Origin of the sequence: Tatumella ptyseos, assembly GCF_030552895.1 — a bacterium.
GTDB classification, from domain to species: domain Bacteria; phylum Pseudomonadota; class Gammaproteobacteria; order Enterobacterales; family Enterobacteriaceae; genus Rosenbergiella; species Rosenbergiella ptyseos_A.
Map to the genome: position 1 here is coordinate 2,583,393 of NZ_CP130649.1, position 19,349 is coordinate 2,602,741.

19 protein-coding genes are annotated in these 19,349 nt (G+C 46.2%); 10 read left to right on the forward strand and 9 right to left on the reverse strand.

What is annotated here, in order from left to right; translation table 11 throughout:
* Positions 1–111: 111 nt before the first annotated feature.
* The 3 genes from QJR74_RS12265 (at position 112) to ddlA (ending at position 4,330) form a co-directional block, all read left to right on the forward strand.
* Positions 112–2,403, forward strand: a complete 2,292-nt coding sequence (locus QJR74_RS12265; protein WP_304372112.1) for a catecholate siderophore receptor Fiu — start codon at positions 112–114, stop codon at positions 2,401–2,403.
* A gap of 58 nt (positions 2,404–2,461) precedes the next feature.
* On the forward strand, positions 2,462–3,136 hold the full coding sequence (locus tag QJR74_RS12270) for a Fe2+-dependent dioxygenase (protein WP_304372113.1): 675 nt from the start codon (positions 2,462–2,464) through the stop codon (positions 3,134–3,136).
* Positions 3,137–3,238: 102 nt separating this feature from the next.
* Positions 3,239–4,330, forward strand: coding sequence for a D-alanine--D-alanine ligase (gene ddlA, locus QJR74_RS12275; RefSeq protein ID WP_304372114.1), 1,092 nt, complete (start codon positions 3,239–3,241; stop codon positions 4,328–4,330).
* Here the strand turns inward: ddlA and QJR74_RS12280 are convergent.
* The 4 genes from QJR74_RS12280 to QJR74_RS12295 form a co-directional block, all read right to left on the reverse strand.
* A complete protein-coding gene (locus tag QJR74_RS12280) occupies positions 4,308–5,759 on the reverse strand; it encodes a GGDEF domain-containing protein (RefSeq protein WP_304372115.1) in 1,452 nt (483 codons plus the stop codon). The genes ddlA and QJR74_RS12280 overlap by 23 nt on opposite strands.
* A gap of 113 nt (positions 5,760–5,872) precedes the next feature.
* Complete coding sequence (locus QJR74_RS12285; RefSeq protein ID WP_304374042.1) at positions 5,873–6,661, reverse strand: 5'-nucleotidase, lipoprotein e(P4) family; 789 nt, start codon at positions 6,659–6,661, stop codon at positions 5,873–5,875.
* Between the two features lie 49 nt (positions 6,662–6,710).
* Complete coding sequence (gene rlmG / locus QJR74_RS12290) at positions 6,711–7,826, reverse strand: 23S rRNA (guanine(1835)-N(2))-methyltransferase RlmG (RefSeq protein ID WP_304372116.1); 1,116 nt, start codon at positions 7,824–7,826, stop codon at positions 6,711–6,713.
* A 90-nt stretch (positions 7,827–7,916) separates the two neighbouring features.
* On the reverse strand, positions 7,917–9,605 hold the full coding sequence (locus QJR74_RS12295) for a chloride channel protein (protein WP_304372117.1): 1,689 nt from the start codon (positions 9,603–9,605) through the stop codon (positions 7,917–7,919).
* 331 nt (positions 9,606–9,936) lie between these two features.
* Here QJR74_RS12295 and QJR74_RS12300 point away from each other — a divergent pair, with 331 nt between their 5' ends.
* From QJR74_RS12300 to QJR74_RS12330, 7 genes are all read left to right on the forward strand, one after another.
* The gene (locus QJR74_RS12300; RefSeq protein ID WP_304372118.1) at positions 9,937–10,890 is read left to right on the forward strand and encodes a TerC family protein; all 954 of its coding nucleotides are present in this window, start codon (positions 9,937–9,939) and stop codon (positions 10,888–10,890) included.
* A gap of 241 nt (positions 10,891–11,131) precedes the next feature.
* Positions 11,132–12,361 carry a serine/threonine transporter SstT gene (gene sstT / locus QJR74_RS12305; protein WP_304374043.1) on the forward strand — a complete coding sequence of 410 codons (1,230 nt, stop codon included), beginning with the start codon at positions 11,132–11,134 and terminating at the stop codon, positions 12,359–12,361.
* Between the two features lie 313 nt (positions 12,362–12,674).
* Positions 12,675–13,346, forward strand: a complete 672-nt coding sequence (locus QJR74_RS12310; RefSeq protein WP_304372119.1) for a DedA family protein — start codon at positions 12,675–12,677, stop codon at positions 13,344–13,346.
* On the forward strand, positions 13,346–13,669 hold the full coding sequence (mzrA, locus tag QJR74_RS12315) for an EnvZ/OmpR regulon moderator MzrA (RefSeq protein WP_304372120.1): 324 nt from the start codon (positions 13,346–13,348) through the stop codon (positions 13,667–13,669). Before QJR74_RS12310 ends, mzrA begins: the two co-directional genes overlap by 1 nt.
* Before the next feature lie 144 nt (positions 13,670–13,813).
* Entirely contained in the window at positions 13,814–14,119 is a 306-nt protein-coding gene (locus tag QJR74_RS12320) for a DUF883 family protein (protein WP_304372121.1), read from the forward strand.
* Between the two features lies 1 nt (position 14,120).
* Positions 14,121–14,519 (forward strand): phage holin family protein, encoded by a 399-nt coding sequence (locus QJR74_RS12325; RefSeq protein WP_304372122.1) that lies wholly within the window; start codon positions 14,121–14,123, stop codon positions 14,517–14,519.
* Positions 14,516–14,797: a YqjK-like family protein gene (locus QJR74_RS12330; protein ID WP_214218885.1), complete on the forward strand. Its 282-nt coding sequence runs from the start codon at positions 14,516–14,518 to the stop codon at positions 14,795–14,797. The genes QJR74_RS12325 and QJR74_RS12330 overlap by 4 nt, the downstream gene beginning before the upstream one ends.
* Positions 14,798–14,817: 20 nt before the next feature.
* Here QJR74_RS12330 and QJR74_RS12335 read toward each other — a convergent pair whose 3' ends face one another.
* The 5 genes from QJR74_RS12335 to QJR74_RS12355 are packed head-to-tail and all read right to left on the reverse strand — an operon-like array spanning position 14,818 to position 19,300.
* Positions 14,818–15,726 (reverse strand): LysR family transcriptional regulator, encoded by a 909-nt coding sequence (locus tag QJR74_RS12335; protein WP_304372123.1) that lies wholly within the window; start codon positions 15,724–15,726, stop codon positions 14,818–14,820.
* A gap of 4 nt (positions 15,727–15,730) precedes the next feature.
* On the reverse strand, positions 15,731–16,303 hold the full coding sequence (gene dolP, locus QJR74_RS12340) for a division/outer membrane stress-associated lipid-binding lipoprotein (RefSeq protein ID WP_304372124.1): 573 nt from the start codon (positions 16,301–16,303) through the stop codon (positions 15,731–15,733).
* An 11-nt stretch (positions 16,304–16,314) separates the two neighbouring features.
* Positions 16,315–16,905: a DnaA initiator-associating protein DiaA gene (diaA, locus tag QJR74_RS12345; RefSeq protein WP_241623567.1), complete on the reverse strand. Its 591-nt coding sequence runs from the start codon at positions 16,903–16,905 to the stop codon at positions 16,315–16,317.
* Positions 16,906–16,928: 23 nt separating this feature from the next.
* Positions 16,929–17,315, reverse strand: coding sequence for a YraN family protein (locus QJR74_RS12350; RefSeq protein ID WP_241623566.1), 387 nt, complete (start codon positions 17,313–17,315; stop codon positions 16,929–16,931).
* Positions 17,273–19,300 carry a penicillin-binding protein activator gene (locus tag QJR74_RS12355; protein WP_304372125.1) on the reverse strand — a complete coding sequence of 676 codons (2,028 nt, stop codon included), beginning with the start codon at positions 19,298–19,300 and terminating at the stop codon, positions 17,273–17,275. Before QJR74_RS12355 ends, QJR74_RS12350 begins: the two co-directional genes overlap by 43 nt.
* Positions 19,301–19,349 lie beyond the last annotated feature (49 nt).

The following is a 19,349-nucleotide window of genomic DNA, read 5'->3' on the forward strand; positions in this document are numbered from 1 at the left end:
TCTTTACCTTTTGTTAAAAAATATGAATAATGCGAACGCTCCTGATAACCATTCTCATTGGTATTTACAAGGTAACCTCGTGAAAAAAATAAAAATATCGCGCCTTCATTCATGGAATTAACAAAATTAGGCGTCTTTGCAGGATTATGTGTCGGATTAACTACGCCGGCCATCGCTGACACAGCAAGTAACACCTCTAAACAAATCAGTGATACGAGCGATAGTAAGAAGAGTGATAATACCCTTATCATTAAAGCGGCTCTTCCATCACTCTATGTGCCGAAATCACTTACAGATCCTAAATTTACACGCCCTCTCGCTGACACCACTCGTACCGTGACAGTGGTTCCTGAAAAAGTGATCCAAGAGCAACATGCAACCACGCTTACCGATGCAATGAAAAACGTTGCCGGCGCTGGCGCATTTTTTGCGGGGGAAAATGGCAGTTCAACTACAGGCGACGCGATTTATATGCGTGGCGTCGATACCTCAAATAGCATCTACGTAGATGGTATTCGCGATATTGCTGCGGTAAGCCGTGATACATTTAATATCAGCAGCGTCGAAGTCCTTAAAGGACCTTCAGGTTCCGACTATGGCCGTAGCGCGCCCTCTGGCTCGATCAACATGATCACTAAAAAGCCTGAGTTATCGACCAGTGTCGATGGATCATTAAGTTATGGTAGTGCATCGAATCGCCGTGCAACCGTCGACTACAATCAAATGATCAACGATAACGCTGCATTTAGAATCAATATGATGGGTGACAATGGTCACGATAATACCCGCGATAAAGTCAGCCATGAAAAATATGGTTTTGCCCCTTCGATCGCTTTTGGATTAGAGACTGACACTCGCCTTTATCTCGATTATGTTCATGTTCACCAGAACAATACGCCAGATGGCGGTATTCCGACGATAGGGTTGCCGGGTTATAGTGCACCAGCTGGCTACTCAGCACTCAACAGCGCAAGTAAAGTGAACCGTCATAACTTCTATGGCACCGACTCAGACTACGATAAATCGAGCACTGATAGCGCGACAATGCGTTTTGAGCATGATTTCTCCGACGTGACGACAATAAGAAATACTACTCGCTGGGCGCAAACTAGCCAAAAATACCTAATGACTGCCGTAATGGGTGGTGCATCAAATATTCAAACTCATGGTTCCAGTAATGTTGATGATTGGACGTGGAGCCGTTTAGCGAATACCCGTGACTCCGTGAATAAAATCTTAACTAACCAGACGAACTTAACCACTAAGTTCAGTACGGGGAGTGTTAAGCACGATGTGAGCACTGGGGTCGAATTTACTCATGAAAGCCAAACTATTCGTGGGCTAAATGCCATCTCGCCACCTGCTGTGAATATCTATCATCCCGATAGTTCTATTTCTGTGGGTGGACTGTCTCGCAATGGTGCAGATGCACATGGTACTACCGATACCTTCGGGATTTACGCGTTCGACACACTTCAACTTACCGATAAGTTCGAGATTAACGGCGGCGCTCGTCTCGATAGCTATCAAACCGATTACAAGTCTGCAACCGCTTGTGGTGGCACCGGCCGAGGAGCTGTAGCCTGTAGCGCTGGAGTGGCAAAAGGTACTCCAGTCAGAACCGTCGATACCAGTAAAAGCGGAAACTTGTTTAACTGGAAAGCGGGAGCCTTGTATCATCTGACCGAGCAAGGTAACGTTTACGCTAACTACGGGATTTCACAGCAACCGCCGGGTGGGAATAACTTCCAGCTGACCGCAAGCTCCACCACCTCTAAAAATGCGAATAGTACTGACTTTCAGCCGCAAAAAGCGGCGACAGCCGAGATCGGAACTAAGTGGAACCTTATGGATAGCCGCTTACTGCTAACAGCTGCTCTCTTCCGTACGGATATCAAAAATGAAGTTGAGCAAGATGCCAGCACGAAAGACTATTCACAAGTCGGGCGCAAACGTGTTGAAGGCTACGAGTTGACAATTAGTGGCGATATCACGGATAACTGGCATGCATTAGCGGGCTATACGTTGCAAAACGCGAAAGTGTCCGAAGGAAAAGCGGTGAATAACGATGGGTCTAAATACCTGAGTTATACACCTCGTCACGCATTCACTGCTTGGACGACCTACCAAATCACCTCTGACTGGGTCGCCGGTGCAGGAGCCCGTTATGTGGGTAGCATGCATCGTGGGACAGATGGTGCAGTCGGTACGCCGGATACTATCGATAACTATTGGGTAGCCGACGCGATGACAAGTTACCAAGTGAATCGCAACCTCGACCTCCAGTTAAATGTATATAATTTGTTTGATAAGCACTATGTGCAATCGATCAACAAAAGTGGCTATCGTTATCACCCCGGTGCAGAACGCAGCTGGATGTTAACGGCTAACGTACACTTTTAATTTTCATCCAATGCTGTGGCATAGTGCCACAGCATTCTTGTTATTGAGTCCGTAGACTATGATGCATCATATAAAAGGCGTACTGACTGACGATCAACTCGCCACCCTCACTCAGCATCTTGCCCAAGCTGAATGGATCGACGGCAGGGTGACGACTGGCCAACAAGGTGCGGCAGTTAAAAGTAATGAGCAGGTAAATACCCACTCAGAACTGTACGATCAGCTTCAGCAGTTCGTTCTCCAAGCAATTAATCAACATCCCCAATTTTTTAGTACCACACTCCCGGTCAATATCTCAGCGCCTCTATTTAACCGCTATCAAGGTGGTGGGAACTATGGCTTTCATGTTGACGGTGCAGTAAGGCGTGAAGAAAACCACTGGTTACGTACCGATATCTCCGCCACATTGTTTCTTAATGACCCTGAAAGTTATCAAGGTGGTGAACTGGTTATTCAAGATACCTTTGGACAACATAACGTTAAACTCCCCGCTGGCGATATGGTGATTTATCCATCCAGTAGCTTGCACTGCGTGACTCCCGTCGAGAGTGGTCAACGTGTTGCATCCTTTATGTGGATACAATCGATGGTACGTGACGAAAAAAAGCGCGCAATGTTGGGGCAACTCGATAGTGATATTCAACAGCTTGCCGTGATTGAGGGGAGCGATGAAACACGAATGAATTTATTAAATCTTTACCACAACTTATTGCGCGAATGGAGTGAAATCTAGGCACTAACCATTAAGCCTACTTATCACTAAAACCGATCATTGTCTCTCCCATCGCGAACTGTTATGTTGTCTTCATACAGTTAAGTTACGGATAAAGAGTTTATGAAACAGCGGGTCGGTATCATTTTTGGCGGGAAATCAGCAGAACATCAAGTTTCATTACAATCAGCGCGAAACATATTAGAAGCGATTGATAAAACGAAATTCGATGTCGTTCTGTTGGGAATAACAAAACAAGGACAATGGTGTAGCTATCATGTCGATAACTTCCTGACTAATCCGACCGATCCTAAACGCATTGAGCTCGCTAAGGCCGACGGAACGCTACAACTACAACCAGGCCAGCAACAAGCAATCAGCTCTTCATCTGCGATCGACCTTTCACAGCTTGATATTATTTTCCCTATCGTTCACGGTACCTTAGGCGAAGATGGTACGCTGCAAGGTTTATTACGTATCTTGAATTTACCTTTCGTCGGATCTGACGTGTTAGGCTCGGCAATCAGTATGGATAAAGATGTCACCAAGCGTCTATTACGAGATGCTGGATTAAATATCGCACCGTTTATCACGTTAACGCCAAGTAATAGTGAAACGATCGACCTTAAGGAGGTGGTATCGGAACTCGGCTTACCTTTATTCGTCAAACCTGCTAATCAAGGCTCATCAGTGGGTGTGAGCAAAGTTGAGACACTTGCTCAGCTAGCTCCAGCGATTCAGGAAGCCTTCCGCTTCGACCGTAAAGTGTTGGTCGAAACAGCCATTAACGGGCGCGAAGTAGAATGCGCCGTGTTGGGGAATGAACATCCGCAAGCCAGTCGCTGCGGAGAGATAGTCCTTTCTGATCAATTCTATTCTTACGAAACCAAATATATCAACGAACAAGGCGCGCAAGTGAAGGTCCCTGCTGATATCGATGAAACGACGGAGAATAAAATTAGAGACATTGCGCTCAAAGCTTACCAAGCCGTTGAGTGTTTTGGCCTAGCAAGAGTCGATGTATTCCTTACCCCGAGTGGTGAAGTGATTATTAACGAGATTAATACATTACCTGGCTTTACTAATATCAGTATGTATCCAAAGTTATGGCAGGCGAGTGGCTTAAGCTACCAAGATCTCATTACTAAATTGCTAGAATTGGCAGTCGAACGCCATCAACAACAAAACAAAATTATGTCGGCATTTGATCACTAAGTGCCGGACTACCCTCGGACCAATCGGGGGTAGTCAAATTTCGTCCTTCTGCCTTGGAAATATAGAGCCGTGAATCAGCTTTACTCACTAAGCGAGTAATCAAGTGCGACCACTCTTCACCATTCTTCGTATTCGCTACTTCAAGTCCTAAACTGACCGTGATAGAGAGTGTACGGTCTGTCAAAGAAAAATCATGGCGCGCGATCCATAGACGTAAAGCTTCAGCATGTTGGTAAAGTTGATCAGCCGAAATATCTAACCCAATTAGCGCAAATTCTTCCCCACCAAATCGTGACACATAAAACCGCTGACTATAGTCACGTTTCAGAATGTAGCCTAATTCACTGAGTACGGAATCACCCGCCTGATGACCAAAATTGTCGTTTATTGCTTTGAAATAATCGATATCGAACAAAATCATTCCGACTCTACGTCCCGGCTGAACCGGAACATCACTCAACTTTTCAAAAAGACCGGCCCGCGACAGAACCTGCGTCAGAAAATCGGTATTGGCTCGGATCTCTAAACGGCGATTCAGTGTCTTCACCGCATCAATAGTAACGGAAACCATAAAGGGTGTGAGTACCATTGCCGCGACACCTAATCTAATCGAAACGAGCGTCATTATCTCTGGCGGACTCTGTGCCGAGTGCTCACCGATTAAATTCTCGTAAACCATCATGATCTCTAAAATACCGACCAGAAAGGTTACAAGCGCAGAAACGAAAACCGGTAGCACTAGTGCGCACCAGATAAGCACGGGTAATGGGAAAGCGATACTACCTGGCCCACTAATTAGCGCGGAACCTAGAAAAAGAAGAGGTACCGAAAGTACCGCTAATACCGAGGTTCGCTGCCAGACAAACTTTTGAGAACGTTTAAAACTAAGGATGAGCGGGAGAATCATCAATCCGGTAGAAAATTGTTCACTGACCCATAATGCAATATTTAACAGAATATCGGTGAGGTTTTTTTGCTCAGCACTAAAAATCCCCCCCCATATTCCTGAAAGTGAGGCGGCAGCAAGACAGACTGGAAATAAAATGAGTACTTGTTTAGGCGTTAGCTGATCACTATGGCTATTCCAAAAGCCTCTTAAGCCTATTGCCACCACAGCAATAAAGATGATATTTGCCAGATTGAGTAAAATTGCTGAGGAGAGCCATCCCGAAAAAAGATAATCATTAAGAAACATCGCTAACCCACAAGCCAGATAATTGATCAGCCGATGGGTTGAGGGATAGCGCACAAAAATGCCAGCTATCACCGCGTTAACTATCCAGAACATCGAAAGTAGCAGGGGTAAACGTAAATGGCTGCTTACATAACAAAGAAGAAATGTCAGAAAAAACAGTGCGATAGTATCAAGAATACCGCGAAATCTATTTATAGAGGCTATCTTTTCCATATGAGTTAATGCGCAGCGCATGTCCTTTTCGAGCGGATAAGACCGGGCTACAATCATCCATTAGCCCAATAGCTAACCATTTAACCATAAATTTTATGAATGGATAATAGCAAACTGTGCCTCTCAGAATGCGCTTAAGGCGTATCCTTCCAAACACGCAGCGATTGTTTTCTCACCTCAAGCTTGTCTGTCGGCCTCATAGAAGAGTAATGCTGGCTTAACCCAGACTCCCAATCGCCATAGCTCGGATTCGGTAAAACGAAAAACTCGGTACCAAATTTCTCCCGATTTTGTGCCACAAATTCACGGCGCTGACTATTATCTTTGTGCCAAGTGGCTTGGCCGAAATCATTTAAGTTGTCCCCGACATACACGACCACCTGATAACCTTTAGCCTTGATGCTATCGAATCGTGCTTGCTTATTACTGGTGGAAGTATTGAGTAATAATGTTTCTGGGGAGACGCCTGGGAAACCGAGTGCGCGAAGATTATCAACGGTTGCTTGACGATCTTGCTCTGCGCGGTTTGAGACATAAAAGATAATCCCACCATGGCTATCGATATAGCGTGCAAACTCAACAGCGCCAGGAATCGCTAACGCTTGTTCGGCATGCGTCCACTGTGACCATGTAGCATCAGTAAAAGGAACTTCCTGTTTTGCTGCCCACGCTTGATAAGCGCTGTTATCAATCATGGTTTCATCCAGATCGACAATAACTGCCGGAGAATGTGTGCCCTTAGCGGCAGCTTGTTGAAAAGCAGACGTCGCAAATCTAAAGGTTTGTAATGCGATTGCCTGGTATTCTCCTGACTGCTGCATCCAGTTAACTGCCATGGTGGATTGGTCGGCCAAACGTTGGTCGGCTAGTTTCTGCTGTGAGGAACATGCGCAAAGTAGGCTGATCAACGTAACGCAAAACATAGATTTCATCGTAGTCGTCATGGCAATTATCCGATTATCTTAGTCAGTATTAGAGTTTTACTGAGCGTAAAACAACAAAGCGTGCATCGGAAGCAATTAATTGGCAGTTACCAAATAATTTTTTTAATTTCCGGTGATAATCAAGATGACGGTTACCTATCACACGTAACTCTCCGCCATACCCCAAGCACCGCTTTGCGTCTCTAAACATTTGCCAAGCTATGTGATCGGTAATAACACTTTGTTGGTGGAACGGAGGATTACAGAGTACCGCTTGCAAACTTCCACCGGTAAAACCGCTTAAACTGTTATTGACCGTGAACTCACAGCGAGAGCGATCATCCGGTAAGTTTTTCTCGACATTGAGCTGACTCGAAGCCACTGCCATCCATGATTCATCGACAAAATGAACTTTGGCTTCTGGGTTTTGTTCCAGTGCTAATAATCCAACCACGCCATTACCACAGCCTAAATCGACAATAGTACCTTCAAGTTGCGAAGGGAGGTGTTGTAAGAATAGGCGAGCACCAATATCGAGAGATTGACGTGCAAAAACGTTAGCATGATTATGCACGGTATATGGCGTATTCTCTAACGGCCAACTTAATATTCCATTATTTGCAGCGGGCTGTTCAGCGGTCAGTTTCGCGAAAACAAGACGCGATTTTTTCCAAGCAAGCGAAGTATGTGTCTCACCCAACCACTTTTCAAAAAGCTCAAGGGTCGACTTATGGATATCTTTTGCTTTCGCTGCAGCGATAATAATAGTCTCTACCGTGACGACTTGACGTAATGCTTGTAGTTGATGTTCAAGTAGGGCTAAAGTCTTCGGTATTTTGATGACCACCGCCGCCATGCCTTGAGGTAACTCAGCGAGGCTATCAAGAAATCTTACATTACTGGCAGGGAATTCATTGGTCGCCAGATTATGCAATGTGGCTTGTTGGCTAATGAACGAATCACTGACTTGCCACACTTGGCGAGGCTGAAGCCCACAAGTCAATGCACCGAAATTATCATTCATTACGAGAATAGGTCCTTCTGGTAATGACTGCTGGAGTAAATATTCATCTGCGGAATCCCATGCTTGTAAGTTGGGATCTGCCGCATTGGCTGGGAATCGATTGAGGGTAAGCGATTGCCCACTTACTTGCAGTTCATTCATCAAGGTTTTCTCTGTCTATTCGGATAATCATTAACGCGGCGAAGTATACGCAGTTTCTACGCTAAACCCAACCATCCTCACTGCTTCGTCCTATAAGAAGGTTTCTGCCTGTTGGATCAAGCTTGTTTTCGTTAAAGCCCCTACAAATTGACGTTGCTGAGGGTTATTTAACACCGGTAACCTTTCGAGGGTAACATGGCTGAAGGCTTCCCACCCTTGCTTTAAGGTTTGATCTTGGAAAACATGAGGAAAGTTCGTCTCCATCACCTGTGCGACAGGCGTGTTTAGCGTAATGTCTTCAGCTAATACTTTCTCAACAATCTGGTGGATAGAGACTACCCCCAAGAACCGCTGTTGTTCATCGATGATATAGACATAGCGTTCCCGCTTATGTCCACTGGCAGTGAGTGCTTGCTGCACTGAGTCTTGAGGCGAAAGACAAGCCCCTGGAATAATCACTTCGCTAATACGCGTCTGGTCGAATGTGAATTTCGCATTGGCTCGAGAAAAGTGCGTACCGATGAGAGGATAAGTCGTAGGAGAGTGACATTGATAAGTCACCATCGTCGCCACGACACAGGCAATCATTAAGGGGAATAATAAGCTGCTGTTAAGAGTCATTTCCATAACCATTAATATCGCCATCAGCGGTGCTTGTGAAATGGCCGCAAGGACTGCCGCCATCCCAATGGCTCCAAACAGCCATGGACTCGCTTGCGTAATCCCAAGATGCTGGCTAACAATACCGAAAATTCCACCTAAGGTTGCCCCAATCATTAAGGCAGGAGTGAACATTCCCCCTACAGCCCCAGAGCCGACGGAACAGCTTGTCGCAATAACTTTAAGCACCAGTAAAATTAGCAGCGTCGGCAGTAAATAGTGGCCAGCAAAGAGATTAACAATAACCTCATAGCCGTTACCTAATATTGCTGGAGAGATAATCGCCAGCCCCCCTACCGCAATCCCACCACAGGCTAAACGAACCGGGAGTAAAGGAATATGGTTGAAAAGTTGACGACTTTTCTGCGTGAGGGTAATAAAACCAAATCCAACTAATCCGCTGATCACGGCCAAAATAACGGTAATCATTAGCGGTGCGATCTGTATCGAGAAGTGTACGTCCATTAAGGGATAGAGCGGCGAACGAAAGCCTAAGCCCCACATAGTAAGGACTGCTGTGACTGCCGACAACATAATGGGGATAGTTCGTTGTAAGGCAGAAATACCAAAGGCAATCTCCGCCACAAAAATAGTCGATGCTAAAGGGGCATGGTAAACAGAGGCTAGCCCCGCCGCCGCCGCCATAGCGACTATATCAGTATTGGCTAAAGCGAATCGCTTAGGGACAAAACGAGCTAACCAGCTGCCACAAAGTGCGGCCAGCTGTACCATGGGTCCCTCTTTACCGATAGATGCCCCACTGCTAATACTCATTATTGAGGAGCACGCACGAAGCACAGAGGAGCCCGTGGGAACGGCATTGAGCCGTGCATTAATCACATCGAGGTAATCGGATTTAATCGCAGTCTGTCTTTCAAGCTTAACCGCATAATGCAGTAACCCTCCTGCAATCGCCCCGCCACACCCAACAATTAGCGGCCAGCAATACCAGGGCCATACTTGCATCGCTTGAGTAATATCATCGCTACGTCCAAAAACCGCCAGGTTGAACAGCGCAATCAGCATACGAAACAGGAGTGTCACGCAGGCACCGACAATTCCCACGGGAATGGCGATAAATAACCCCTGCCAACTTAGCACGCTATTCTGTATTTTCACCGATTCCTCCCCACATATACCGGCAGTGTAAAGGCTGTTGTGCAATACAACAATCGTTTATGCTCAAGCCCACAATTACTTTAAATAAAGTAAAGTATTTAAAAATATTACAAACAATGATTGTTTATCCACCTTAAATTACCTATTCTGAAGTCAGCAAAGGGGAGTAACTTCAACGCTGACAGATCGTCATTACGTGTGCAAACACCGGTCGTCAGGCAGTACGCAAAGTATTGTAAGTGAGACCTTGCCACTAGGTGAGGTTTGCAATGAGTCCGCTTTGACTGCCGACACCACCCTTTTTTTATTTTAGCGATTAAGGAATTGTCTTATGCAGACTGTCGGCACGCCACTCATGTGGGGTATCTTCTCCGTTATTGTCATCATCATGATAATTATCGATTTGCGGCTACAAAGTTCAGGGCGTTCCGGTAGCATGAGCGTAAAACATGCTGCCTTGTGGTCACTGGTCTGGGTAGGCGTATCGCTCGGCTTCGCCGCGGGTCTTTGGTTTTACCTGCAGCATACAATGGACAGTACTGTGGCTTCAGCACAAACCCTAAACTTCTTGACCGGCTATTTGTTAGAAAAAGCCTTAGCGGTCGATAATGTTTTCGTTTGGCTAATGCTATTCAGTGCTTTCGCTGTTCCTCCCGTACTACAGCAGCGTGTTCTGGTTTATGGCGTTTTAGGTGCCATCGTATTACGAACCCTAATGATTTTTGCCGGCAGTTGGCTAGTTAACGAATTTAGCTGGATCCTTTATATCTTTGGCGCGTTCTTAATTATCACTGGAATTAAGATGTTTTTCTCGAAGTCCGATGAAGAGCATCAGGAAGAAGGACGCATACTACGGTGGCTAAAAAAACGCATGCGGGTGACGGATCAATTAGAAGGTGAAAAATTCTTCGTTATCCGCCAAGGTGTACGTTATGCCACGCCCTTACTATTAGTACTGATCATGGTTGAGTTGAGCGATGTTATTTTCGCAGTGGATTCTATCCCTGCTATCTTTGCCGTGACCACAGACCCCTTCATCGTATTGACCTCAAACCTATTCGCGATACTCGGTCTGCGCGCGATGTACTTCTTGTTGTCAGGTGTGGCTGAAAAATTCAGCTTACTACAGTACGGATTAGCCGTAATTTTAACTTTTATCGGCGTAAAGATGTTGCTAATCGATGTGTGGCATATTCCCACTGGAATTTCGTTAAGTGTGATCGCCACAATCTTGGTGGTAACCTTAGGGTTAAATCATTGGTTAAACATTAGAAAAAAATCATAACATAATAAAACACTGCAAAGGTCCACGTAGCCTTTGCAGTGATACCAATGAATACATAATTAAGCGGATATTATTTCTAAAAACAAATCTATCACGATACTTTACTCCTATTAAAAATCACCTTTCCGACAAGATTCGCTTTAACTTAACTCTCGTTTTCTTATACTGCCGCAGCAAACACGCTTCAATACCGCGTTCTCGCGTGAAGCCCTTTTAAGAAAACAATGAATAAGAAAGAATGATGACTTCAAAATCCACAGGGTTACTAAACTGGATACGTTCGGGAAATTTAATTACTCAAATTATTTTTGCACTGATTGCAGGGATAGTCCTAGCGCTAGTCTCCAAACCGGCTGCGCAAAGTGTTTCATTACTCGGCGAACTATTTGTTCACGCACTGAAAGCCGTTGCCCCCATACTGGTTCTTCTACTGGTTACGGCGTCAATCGCTAACCATCAGCAAGGCCATAAAGTAAACATCCGTCCTATTGTAACGCTCTATTTACTGAGTACTTTCTTTGCAGCTGTCGTTGCCGTAGTCGCTAGCTATCATTTTCCACAAACTCTGATTCTCAATGATGCTCACTCAGCAAGTGAAGCCCCTAAAGGCATTTTAGCTATTGCACAAGGCATCTTACTGAGTATGGTCGTCAACCCTGTCGACGCCGTAATGCATGCTAATTATATTGGTATTTTAGTGTGGGCAATTGCATTAGGGATGGCCTTTAGACATAGCTCTGCGGCAACGCGGAACGTGTTGAATGATTTTTCCTCGGCCATCACCTGGTTAGTATCTAAAGTTATCCGCTGTGCCCCTATTGGTATTTTCGGATTGGTCGCTTCAGTATTAGGGACCAATGGTTTTAGTGCACTGGCCAGCTACCTCCACCTACTGTTACTGCTTATCGGCTGTATGCTGATCATGGCATTGGTCGTTAATCCGATACTGGTGTTTTGGAAAATAAGACGAAACCCCTACCCGCTCGTATTTCTCTGCTTGAAAGAGAGCGGTATCACCGCATTTTTTACCCGTAGTTCTGCGGCAAATATCCCGGTTAACATGGCAATTGCCGAGCGTTTAGGGCTTGATGAAGATACCTATTCTGTCTCTATCCCGTTAGGGGCGAATATCAGTATGGCCGGAGCCTCAATCACCATCACAGTGCTAACGTTAGCGGCGGTCAATACCTTAAACATCAGCATTGATTTGCCTACAGCCATCATGTTGAGCCTCGTTGCTTCACTCTGTGCCTGCGGTGCCTCAGGCGTAGCGGGGGGGTCGTTACTGCTTATCCCAGTGGCCTGTAATATGTTTGGGATCCCGAATGAAGTGGCAATGCAGGTCGTTGCTATTGGTTTTTTAATAAGCGTCCTGCAAGACTCAGCGGAAACTGCCTTAAACTCATCGACCGATTTATTATTCACTGCTGCGGTCTGCCAAACGCCACCCTCAACTAAACACCAATCTTAATCAAGCAGAAGAGCCTCCATTTGACGAGGCTCCTCTCCCCACTTTCTCGTTCCGCCCTTAATAAGCGAAAAATGTCAGCCTATGTAAAAAGGTTGGGATTCTAGGCTGACCTGCGTAAAACTCCCGCAAGTAGGATAATTAAAATGTTTATCACCCTAGAATTTTGTTACACTTAATGGCGTTATGCTAGCAGGGAAGTTGATAAGCGTTTACTTTTCATATCGTTTTCACAGCGCATAATAATAGTACTATTGGTACAAAGGTGTCATACCTTGGCACTGCTGCCAGTTACCTTATTCATTAGGAATGTTAAATGGATACTTTGCAGGCCCTGCTCACCGCACTTTGGCATCAGGATTTCAATACTCTCGCCAACCCATCTTTGGTTTGGATGCTTTACGGTATCTTATTCATCATTATCAGTCTTGAAAACGGACTTTTGCCTGCGGCCTTCCTACCGGGTGACAGCTTACTAATCCTCGTTGGTGTGTTGATTGCGAAGGGAACCATGAGCTTTCCCCTAACAATATTTATTCTTACTACGGCAGCAAGTTTAGGCTGCTGGTTTAGTTACATTCAAGGCAGGTGGCTTGGCAATACCCCTTTAGTGAAAAAGTGGTTATCGCATATTCCTCAAAAATACCACGAACGTACCCATATGTTGTTTGAGCGTCATGGCTTGGCGGCATTATTGATTGCTCGATTTATTGCATTTGTCCGGACCTTATTGCCCACTTTAGCAGGCGTTTCTGGACTGCGCAGTGCGCGCTTTCAAGTCTTTAACTGGCTCAGCGGTTTCCTATGGGTAATGATCTTGACCTGTGCGGGCTATGCCTTGGGTAAAACAGCACTCTTCCAAAAGTACGAAGATAAGTTAATGTTCTGCTTGATGCTACTGCCGGCTGTGTTACTGGTGGGGGGATTGATCGGATCACTAGTCTTACTGTGGCGCAAACGTAAATCTGTCTCAAGGCCACAACATTAATGCGTTCAGTCTTTGTAATGTACCGACGACAGTTGATAGCCGCTGCAATGTTATTTGGCATTGCTCTGTCTATCAGTATCATAGCTTCTCAGTATACTTGGCAATCGCCCGATGCAATGGTAAAGATCAACGTCACGGATCACGGTCTATCCCTGCCTGATGGTTTTTTCCTTTATCAGCATCTCAGTACAGAGGGAATTACCATTAAATCCATTACCTCTGGAAGCGATTCCCTGATCATCAGTTTCAATTCTGTTGAAGATAGCCATGCCGCTGAGAAGGTGCTTAAGAAAATTCTGGATAAAGGTTATCACGTTGAATAGATTAGTAAAATTATTGCCCCCCTCTCTTTGAACTTTCCCAAACCCCATCTATACTTAACTAAGCATTTACCTAATGATCCCTACCATAAGTAGGCGCTCATCACTTATTTAAACTGGACTTAATTCCCCCAAAAGGAGTCTCTGATGTCGAAGAATAATGCCTCTAACGATTTACGCGCAGAATTAGCTTCATTAGCGGACACTCTCGAAGAAGTGTTGAATCAAGGTAGCAGCAAATCTCGTACCGAACTTTCACGTTTGCATCAGAAAGCACAGGACGCTTTACAAAATTCTCGTGACCGCCTCGGTGATTCCGGCGAGCGTATTGCACAATCTACTCGTGACGCGGCCCTAAAAGCAGATTCTTACGTGCATGATAAACCTTGGCACGGTGTCGGTCTGGGCGCGGCGATCGGCTTAGTCGTCGGCATTCTCATTTCACGGCGTTAAGATGAGTAACTCAAGACCTGGATCAGCACCAGGAGAAGGCATTCTAGGTGTAGGTCAACGAATTTTGACCAGCCTAGTTAGCATAGCTGAAACACGCATCCGACTTGTTATCGTCGAATTAGAGGAAGAAAAAGCCAACCTGTTGCAGATGTTACTGATGGTTGGGTTGACGATGATCTTCACCGCATTTGGACTGATGAGTCTGATGATCCTTGTTATCCTTGCGGTACCACCCAGTGCAAGACTCTACGCCATCGTCATTACAACAGCCGTTTTATTCGGTTTAGCGATTATCTTTGGCGTCTGGGCACTGGTGAAATCTCGCCGCTCTACTCTGCTAAAACATACTCGCAAGGAGTTGGATACGGACCGTAAACAACTTGAGGAGAGACAGGCATGAGTCGTAGAGAACGTGAAGCACGCAAACAAGAATTATTAACGACTATTCAGACTCAACGTATGGATCTCATCTCTTGTCAGCAACAATGGCTCGTCGCCACTTCACGTTACGACCAGCTTTGGTCTGCCGCATACGCTGCACGCCGGTACTTCGCCATTGGCGGGGGAGTCTTGGCCCTATGGGTAGCGAGAAAGCCTAAAACGCTAGGCCGTCTCGTCAAGAGAGGGTTCGGATTGTGGAGCAGTTGGCGGATGATTAAGAAGATGATCCCACGCTAATCGCCTCGTTAAAATTCCCGCTAACTTAGCGGGAATTTTTTTGCGAACAGTTTGGGAATTTCGCGCAAAGCCCATGATTTTGCCTCGCCCATGCTATCTCGCCGCCAAGCCATAATCACATCGATATCTCGCTGATAGGTATCGGAAATCACTTTTAAACGCCCTTCTCGTAGATCTTCTTCAATCATCGGATAAGGTAAAGTTCCTACACCTAAGCCTGCTACGATAGCGCGATATTTATTCTCGAGGTTACTCACTGTTAACCGGCTCTGACGATCGAGTACCTGCACAGTTATTGTCGGGCGTTTACGTGCCGAATCCGCTACAGCAATACCTCGGTACTTGAGGCGCACTGACTCTGCATCAGGATCAGGCTCGTTAAGAATAGGATGATCAGCACTCGCTACATACAGACTTTTCATACTGTAAAGTTTACGGCTATTAATTTCGGTTGAGGTACGAAAATGGAGTGTTGGGGCGATTACAATATCAGCCCGACCCTCTTCCAAGCTTTCCCACGCCCCCGCTAATACCTCGGTCAGCAAATTCAGTTGAGTGTGACTCTTTTCCTCAAGCTTATTCACTAGAGGATAAAGATATTCACAGCTCACGAGCGCTTCACAAACGATAGTAAGTTGCGGCTCCCAGCCTCTGGCCAGTGCTTCAGCATCCCCTGCCAATTTATCTGCAGCATCCAGTAGAAATCGCCCTCTTTCAAGGAGCAAGCGACCTACATTAGTAAATTTCGTTCGGTGCCCTGAGCGGTCAAACAGCACGACATCAAGCTCGTCTTCCAGTTTTTGCATGGTATAGCTTAGTGCCGAGGGAACTTTGCCTAGTTCCTCGGCCGCCGCGGCAAAGCTCCCGCGGCGCTCTATCGCATCCATCACGCGTAAAGCATCTAAGGTTAATGCGCGCTCTTTAGGCATAAGATCACTTTAAGAACGTGTAGACGGTAGTGACGTGTTTAACACCATTCACGCGGCTAGCCAGATCAGCTGCGGCTTGACCTTCCGCTGTAGTGACTAAGCCCATTAGAAAGACTTCACCATTCTCTGTCGTCACTTTGATGCTTGAAGATTTCACTTGGTCACTTGCCAGCAACTGCGAACGAATTTTAGTCGTGATCCACGTATCGGAAGAAGAGGTTCCTAAGCTAACGTTATTGCCGATACGAATTTCATTATAGACCTCTACCGTGCCATCAGTTTTTGCCGCAATATCTCGGGCCGTATCCGCTAAGGCTTGTGTTGGGGCTTGACCAGTTAATAGGACTTTTCCTTGATACGCCGTCTCATTAATATGGGTCGTGGTTTTAATTTCTTTATTAGTCGCAAGGGCATTGGCTACACGTAGCTCTAAAGTTCCATCGTCGACCTGAGTACCTACGGTGCGCGCATCAGTGGCTGACTTGGTAGCAACGCCTGCTGAGCCAATGAGTACTGCAGCACAGCCTTGTAGCGCGAATGTACTGCACAGTACGACAGCCAAAAAGGGGAATCTCATTCAACTTCTCCTTAACCTTCCTGATGAGGAAATAGTGAGTTATCAATTAACTCACTTAAACAATTAACAGTTAGCATATGCATTTCTTGGATACGGGCATTGCGGTGCGACGGTATCCTAATTTCAACATCTTGAGGTCCTAGCAATCCCGCTAATACCCCACCATCAAAGCCCGTTAATGCCACGATAGTCATATCACGCGTGACCGCAGCTTCTACAGCTTTCACAATATCAGGACTATTTCCGCGCGTAGAGATAGCTAATAAGATATCTCCTGTTTGACCCAGTGCACGCACTTGCTTAGCATAAATTTCATCGTGCTGCCGCTCATTCCCAATCGCCGTCAACATAATATTGTCTGCACTTAAACAAAATGCAGGTAGGCTTGGTCGTTCATTCTCAAATTGATTGATCATCGTAGCGGTAAAGTGCTGAGCATTGGCGGCGGAAGCGCCATTACCGCAACTCAATACTTTATTGCCATTGAGTAGACACTGAACAATCACCATAGTTGCACGTGAAATAGCGTCGGGTAGCGCCTCGGCCGCGGCAATTTGTGTTTGTATACTTTCAGTAAAACACGCTTTGATTCTATCCTGCACTGCATCACCTAACTTTGTTGATCTTAGTAAAACGCGTTTTTGATCCAGTTTACGCGAGAGCCTGTCACCGCAACGACATCAAACCGGCAATTTGCGGTCGATAAACACATATTATGGTTAGCTAACCAATAAGCCGCCGCTGTCTTAATTTTCTGTTGTTTACGCCACGTTATCGTCGCGACCGCATCACCGTAAAGGTCATTTTTACGATAACGGACTTCAACAAAAACATAAGTTTGCTCGTCTAACATAATCAGATCAAGCTCGCCTTGTCGATATAAGATATTACTGGAAATCCAGCGTAATCCTGCTTGGCGTAAGTAGCGGCAGGCGAGTTTTTCCATTTGCTCGCCTCGCTGACGTCGAGTTAATTGACGGGAACAATCTCCCCGTGAGTATATTGGTTCCATGATAACGTCCTGTTAATCACGCAATTTTGTGTGGCTTTCAGCAGACCAGTATTCCCTTGAAGTTGGTAACCGGGTTGCTGACGCAACGGAGTAAAATGATTGGCCAACGTCCAAGCATCAACACCCATCGCGTAAAGACGAGTCAGGGTATAGTCCTGATTGAACTGACCAGTGACCTGCTGTTTTAAGCCAGGGTTGGCCCCCGACAGCAGCGGGATATCACTAAACTGTAGCCCTTCCATTTCAAAGCGGAAATCCGGTCCAGCACCCGCTTGAGAGCTCAGTGAATTCGCGTAAAACGCCACATGGCTCTGTGAACCAATTTTCATGGTGATAAGCGGCTTGATTAAATCTAATGACGCTTGGTTCGCTACGATATAGACAGAATCGACGCCTCCGCTATCGGCCACAGGCTGAGCGCTTGGCGCATCAAAGGTCATACCTGCGACAGTCACGGCACCGCTATCTGAACTTGGCGCAGCCGTCACCGGTGTTCCAGATAAGGAAATACCAGCATTACTATTAATTTGGCTTCTTAAGTCACTTTCAGAACCGATGGTTTGACGTAAAACGGTAGTTCCCCCTAAAGCTTGCCACTGGCGAGTAAAGGCTGTCGCGACACGATCGCCCAAAGAATTGCTTGGCAATAATAGCACTGGGGAGCGTTTTCCTTGAGCCCACATGTGTTCTGCAGCGTCGCGCGCTTCGTTCTCTGGCGACAATGCGAAGTAACAAACGTTAGGATGGTTTTGTAAATCAGTCGGTTCGTTTAAGGCCAGAATGTTCAGGGATGTTTGAGTCGTCACGGCTTTCGCAACATCCTCTTTTAATAATGGCCCGACAACTAAGGTCGCTCCCTCTTGCTGGGCTTGCTGCAAAAGTTGATCAATGGGATGTCCATTGGTGTCGTAAACTTTTATCTGTGCAGCAGTATTAGCTGACGCCGTGCCTGGAACAGCTGCCGTTTGGTTCGACGCATCAGCTGTCGTGCTAGAGGTATCCGCTGCTGGCGTGGCTACGGCTGAAGGGCTAACCGCTGCATCACTGGTCGCCGACGCTGTGGTTTGTGGCGCGCGGATCACGGTATTCGCGTCAGGGGTTGCGGGTGAGCTCGACGCTAAATGACCATTACGGGCATCTTCAAAACCTTGTTCTATCGCTTTCGAGAAGACTGCACCGGGCCCCGATAACGGCAATAGGAGCGCTATCGTATTGGTGGAGGCAACAGAAAGATTCATCACCTGTGCCAAGCCAGCAGGTAATGTTTTAGAGGCTGGATTATCGGGATAACGCGTCTGCCAGTCTTGTACTGCATGTTTCAGATTATCCTGATCACCGCGATTTTGATAATAAACCCCTAATAGATCTAACCAACCCTGCAGAATATTTTCATTCGCATTAATGGTGATATTACCCACTTGATCTTGAGGGATAGTCACCAAGGTCTGCCAGGTGGCATCGAGGTTTTTTTGCTGAGCGCTGCCAGCGAGATGAGGTTGTAAAGCGATATAGGCCCGTAGGACGTCGATAGGGGCTTCACCCTGCGCGCTATCAATCATTAGCTGATAATAACGCTGACGCTGCGTATCGTTTAACCCTGGTACTGATAAGGCACTCAGTTGCTGAGCCGCTTCACGGAATTGTTTCTGTTTTATCGCATATTGCGCGGCTAAAAAATGGCGCTCAACCTGTTGGTCCGCGGTGAGCTGGCTCGGCAGTTGTTGCAGTTGCTGCCCCGCTTGTGCCACCTTACCCTCGTCAAGTAACGCGCGTATTGCGAGTAATTGCCAGTGACTCCTGCTATCATCTTGGCTTTGCTGCATCTGTTGCAGATAATAAGCAGAACCTTGATTCGCAGTGGGTTGGAGAGTAGCCGATGGCGTCTGATTTTCTTGATTGACACCACAGGCGGCCAAAATAAATCCGGCCAACACAACAGGAACAAAACGCCCTGCGTTACGACGATTCACAAATGAAGAAAGCATAGAGTACCCATTATGTTTTTCTCAGAACGCCCTATAGTAAAGCGGCAAT

What these genes read in the sequence shown, in the direction of transcription:
- QJR74_RS12265 (WP_304372112.1), top strand. Translation starts at nt 112, where the DNA reads ATGGAATTAACAAAATTAGGCGTCTTTGCAGGATTATGTGTCGGATTA.
- QJR74_RS12270 (WP_304372113.1), top strand. Translation starts at nt 2,462, where the DNA reads ATGATGCATCATATAAAAGGCGTACTGACTGACGATCAACTCGCCACC.
- ddlA (WP_304372114.1), top strand. Translation starts at nt 3,239, where the DNA reads ATGAAACAGCGGGTCGGTATCATTTTTGGCGGGAAATCAGCAGAACAT.
- QJR74_RS12280 (WP_304372115.1), bottom strand. Translation starts at nt 5,759, where the DNA reads ATGCGCTGCGCATTAACTCATATGGAAAAGATAGCCTCTATAAATAGA.
- QJR74_RS12285 (WP_304374042.1), bottom strand. Translation starts at nt 6,661, where the DNA reads ATGTTTTGCGTTACGTTGATCAGCCTACTTTGCGCATGTTCCTCACAG.
- rlmG (WP_304372116.1), bottom strand. Translation starts at nt 7,826, where the DNA reads ATGAATGAACTGCAAGTAAGTGGGCAATCGCTTACCCTCAATCGATTC.
- QJR74_RS12300 (WP_304372118.1), top strand. Translation starts at nt 9,937, where the DNA reads ATGCAGACTGTCGGCACGCCACTCATGTGGGGTATCTTCTCCGTTATT.
- sstT (WP_304374043.1), top strand. Translation starts at nt 11,132, where the DNA reads ATGACTTCAAAATCCACAGGGTTACTAAACTGGATACGTTCGGGAAAT.
- QJR74_RS12310 (WP_304372119.1), top strand. Translation starts at nt 12,675, where the DNA reads ATGGATACTTTGCAGGCCCTGCTCACCGCACTTTGGCATCAGGATTTC.
- mzrA (WP_304372120.1), top strand. Translation starts at nt 13,346, where the DNA reads ATGCGTTCAGTCTTTGTAATGTACCGACGACAGTTGATAGCCGCTGCA.
- QJR74_RS12320 (WP_304372121.1), top strand. Translation starts at nt 13,814, where the DNA reads ATGTCGAAGAATAATGCCTCTAACGATTTACGCGCAGAATTAGCTTCA.
- QJR74_RS12325 (WP_304372122.1), top strand. Translation starts at nt 14,121, where the DNA reads ATGAGTAACTCAAGACCTGGATCAGCACCAGGAGAAGGCATTCTAGGT.
- QJR74_RS12330 (WP_214218885.1), top strand. Translation starts at nt 14,516, where the DNA reads ATGAGTCGTAGAGAACGTGAAGCACGCAAACAAGAATTATTAACGACT.
- QJR74_RS12335 (WP_304372123.1), bottom strand. Translation starts at nt 15,726, where the DNA reads ATGCCTAAAGAGCGCGCATTAACCTTAGATGCTTTACGCGTGATGGAT.
- dolP (WP_304372124.1), bottom strand. Translation starts at nt 16,303, where the DNA reads ATGAGATTCCCCTTTTTGGCTGTCGTACTGTGCAGTACATTCGCGCTA.
- QJR74_RS12350 (WP_241623566.1), bottom strand. Translation starts at nt 17,315, where the DNA reads ATGGAACCAATATACTCACGGGGAGATTGTTCCCGTCAATTAACTCGA.
- QJR74_RS12355 (WP_304372125.1), bottom strand. Translation starts at nt 19,300, where the DNA reads ATGCTTTCTTCATTTGTGAATCGTCGTAACGCAGGGCGTTTTGTTCCT.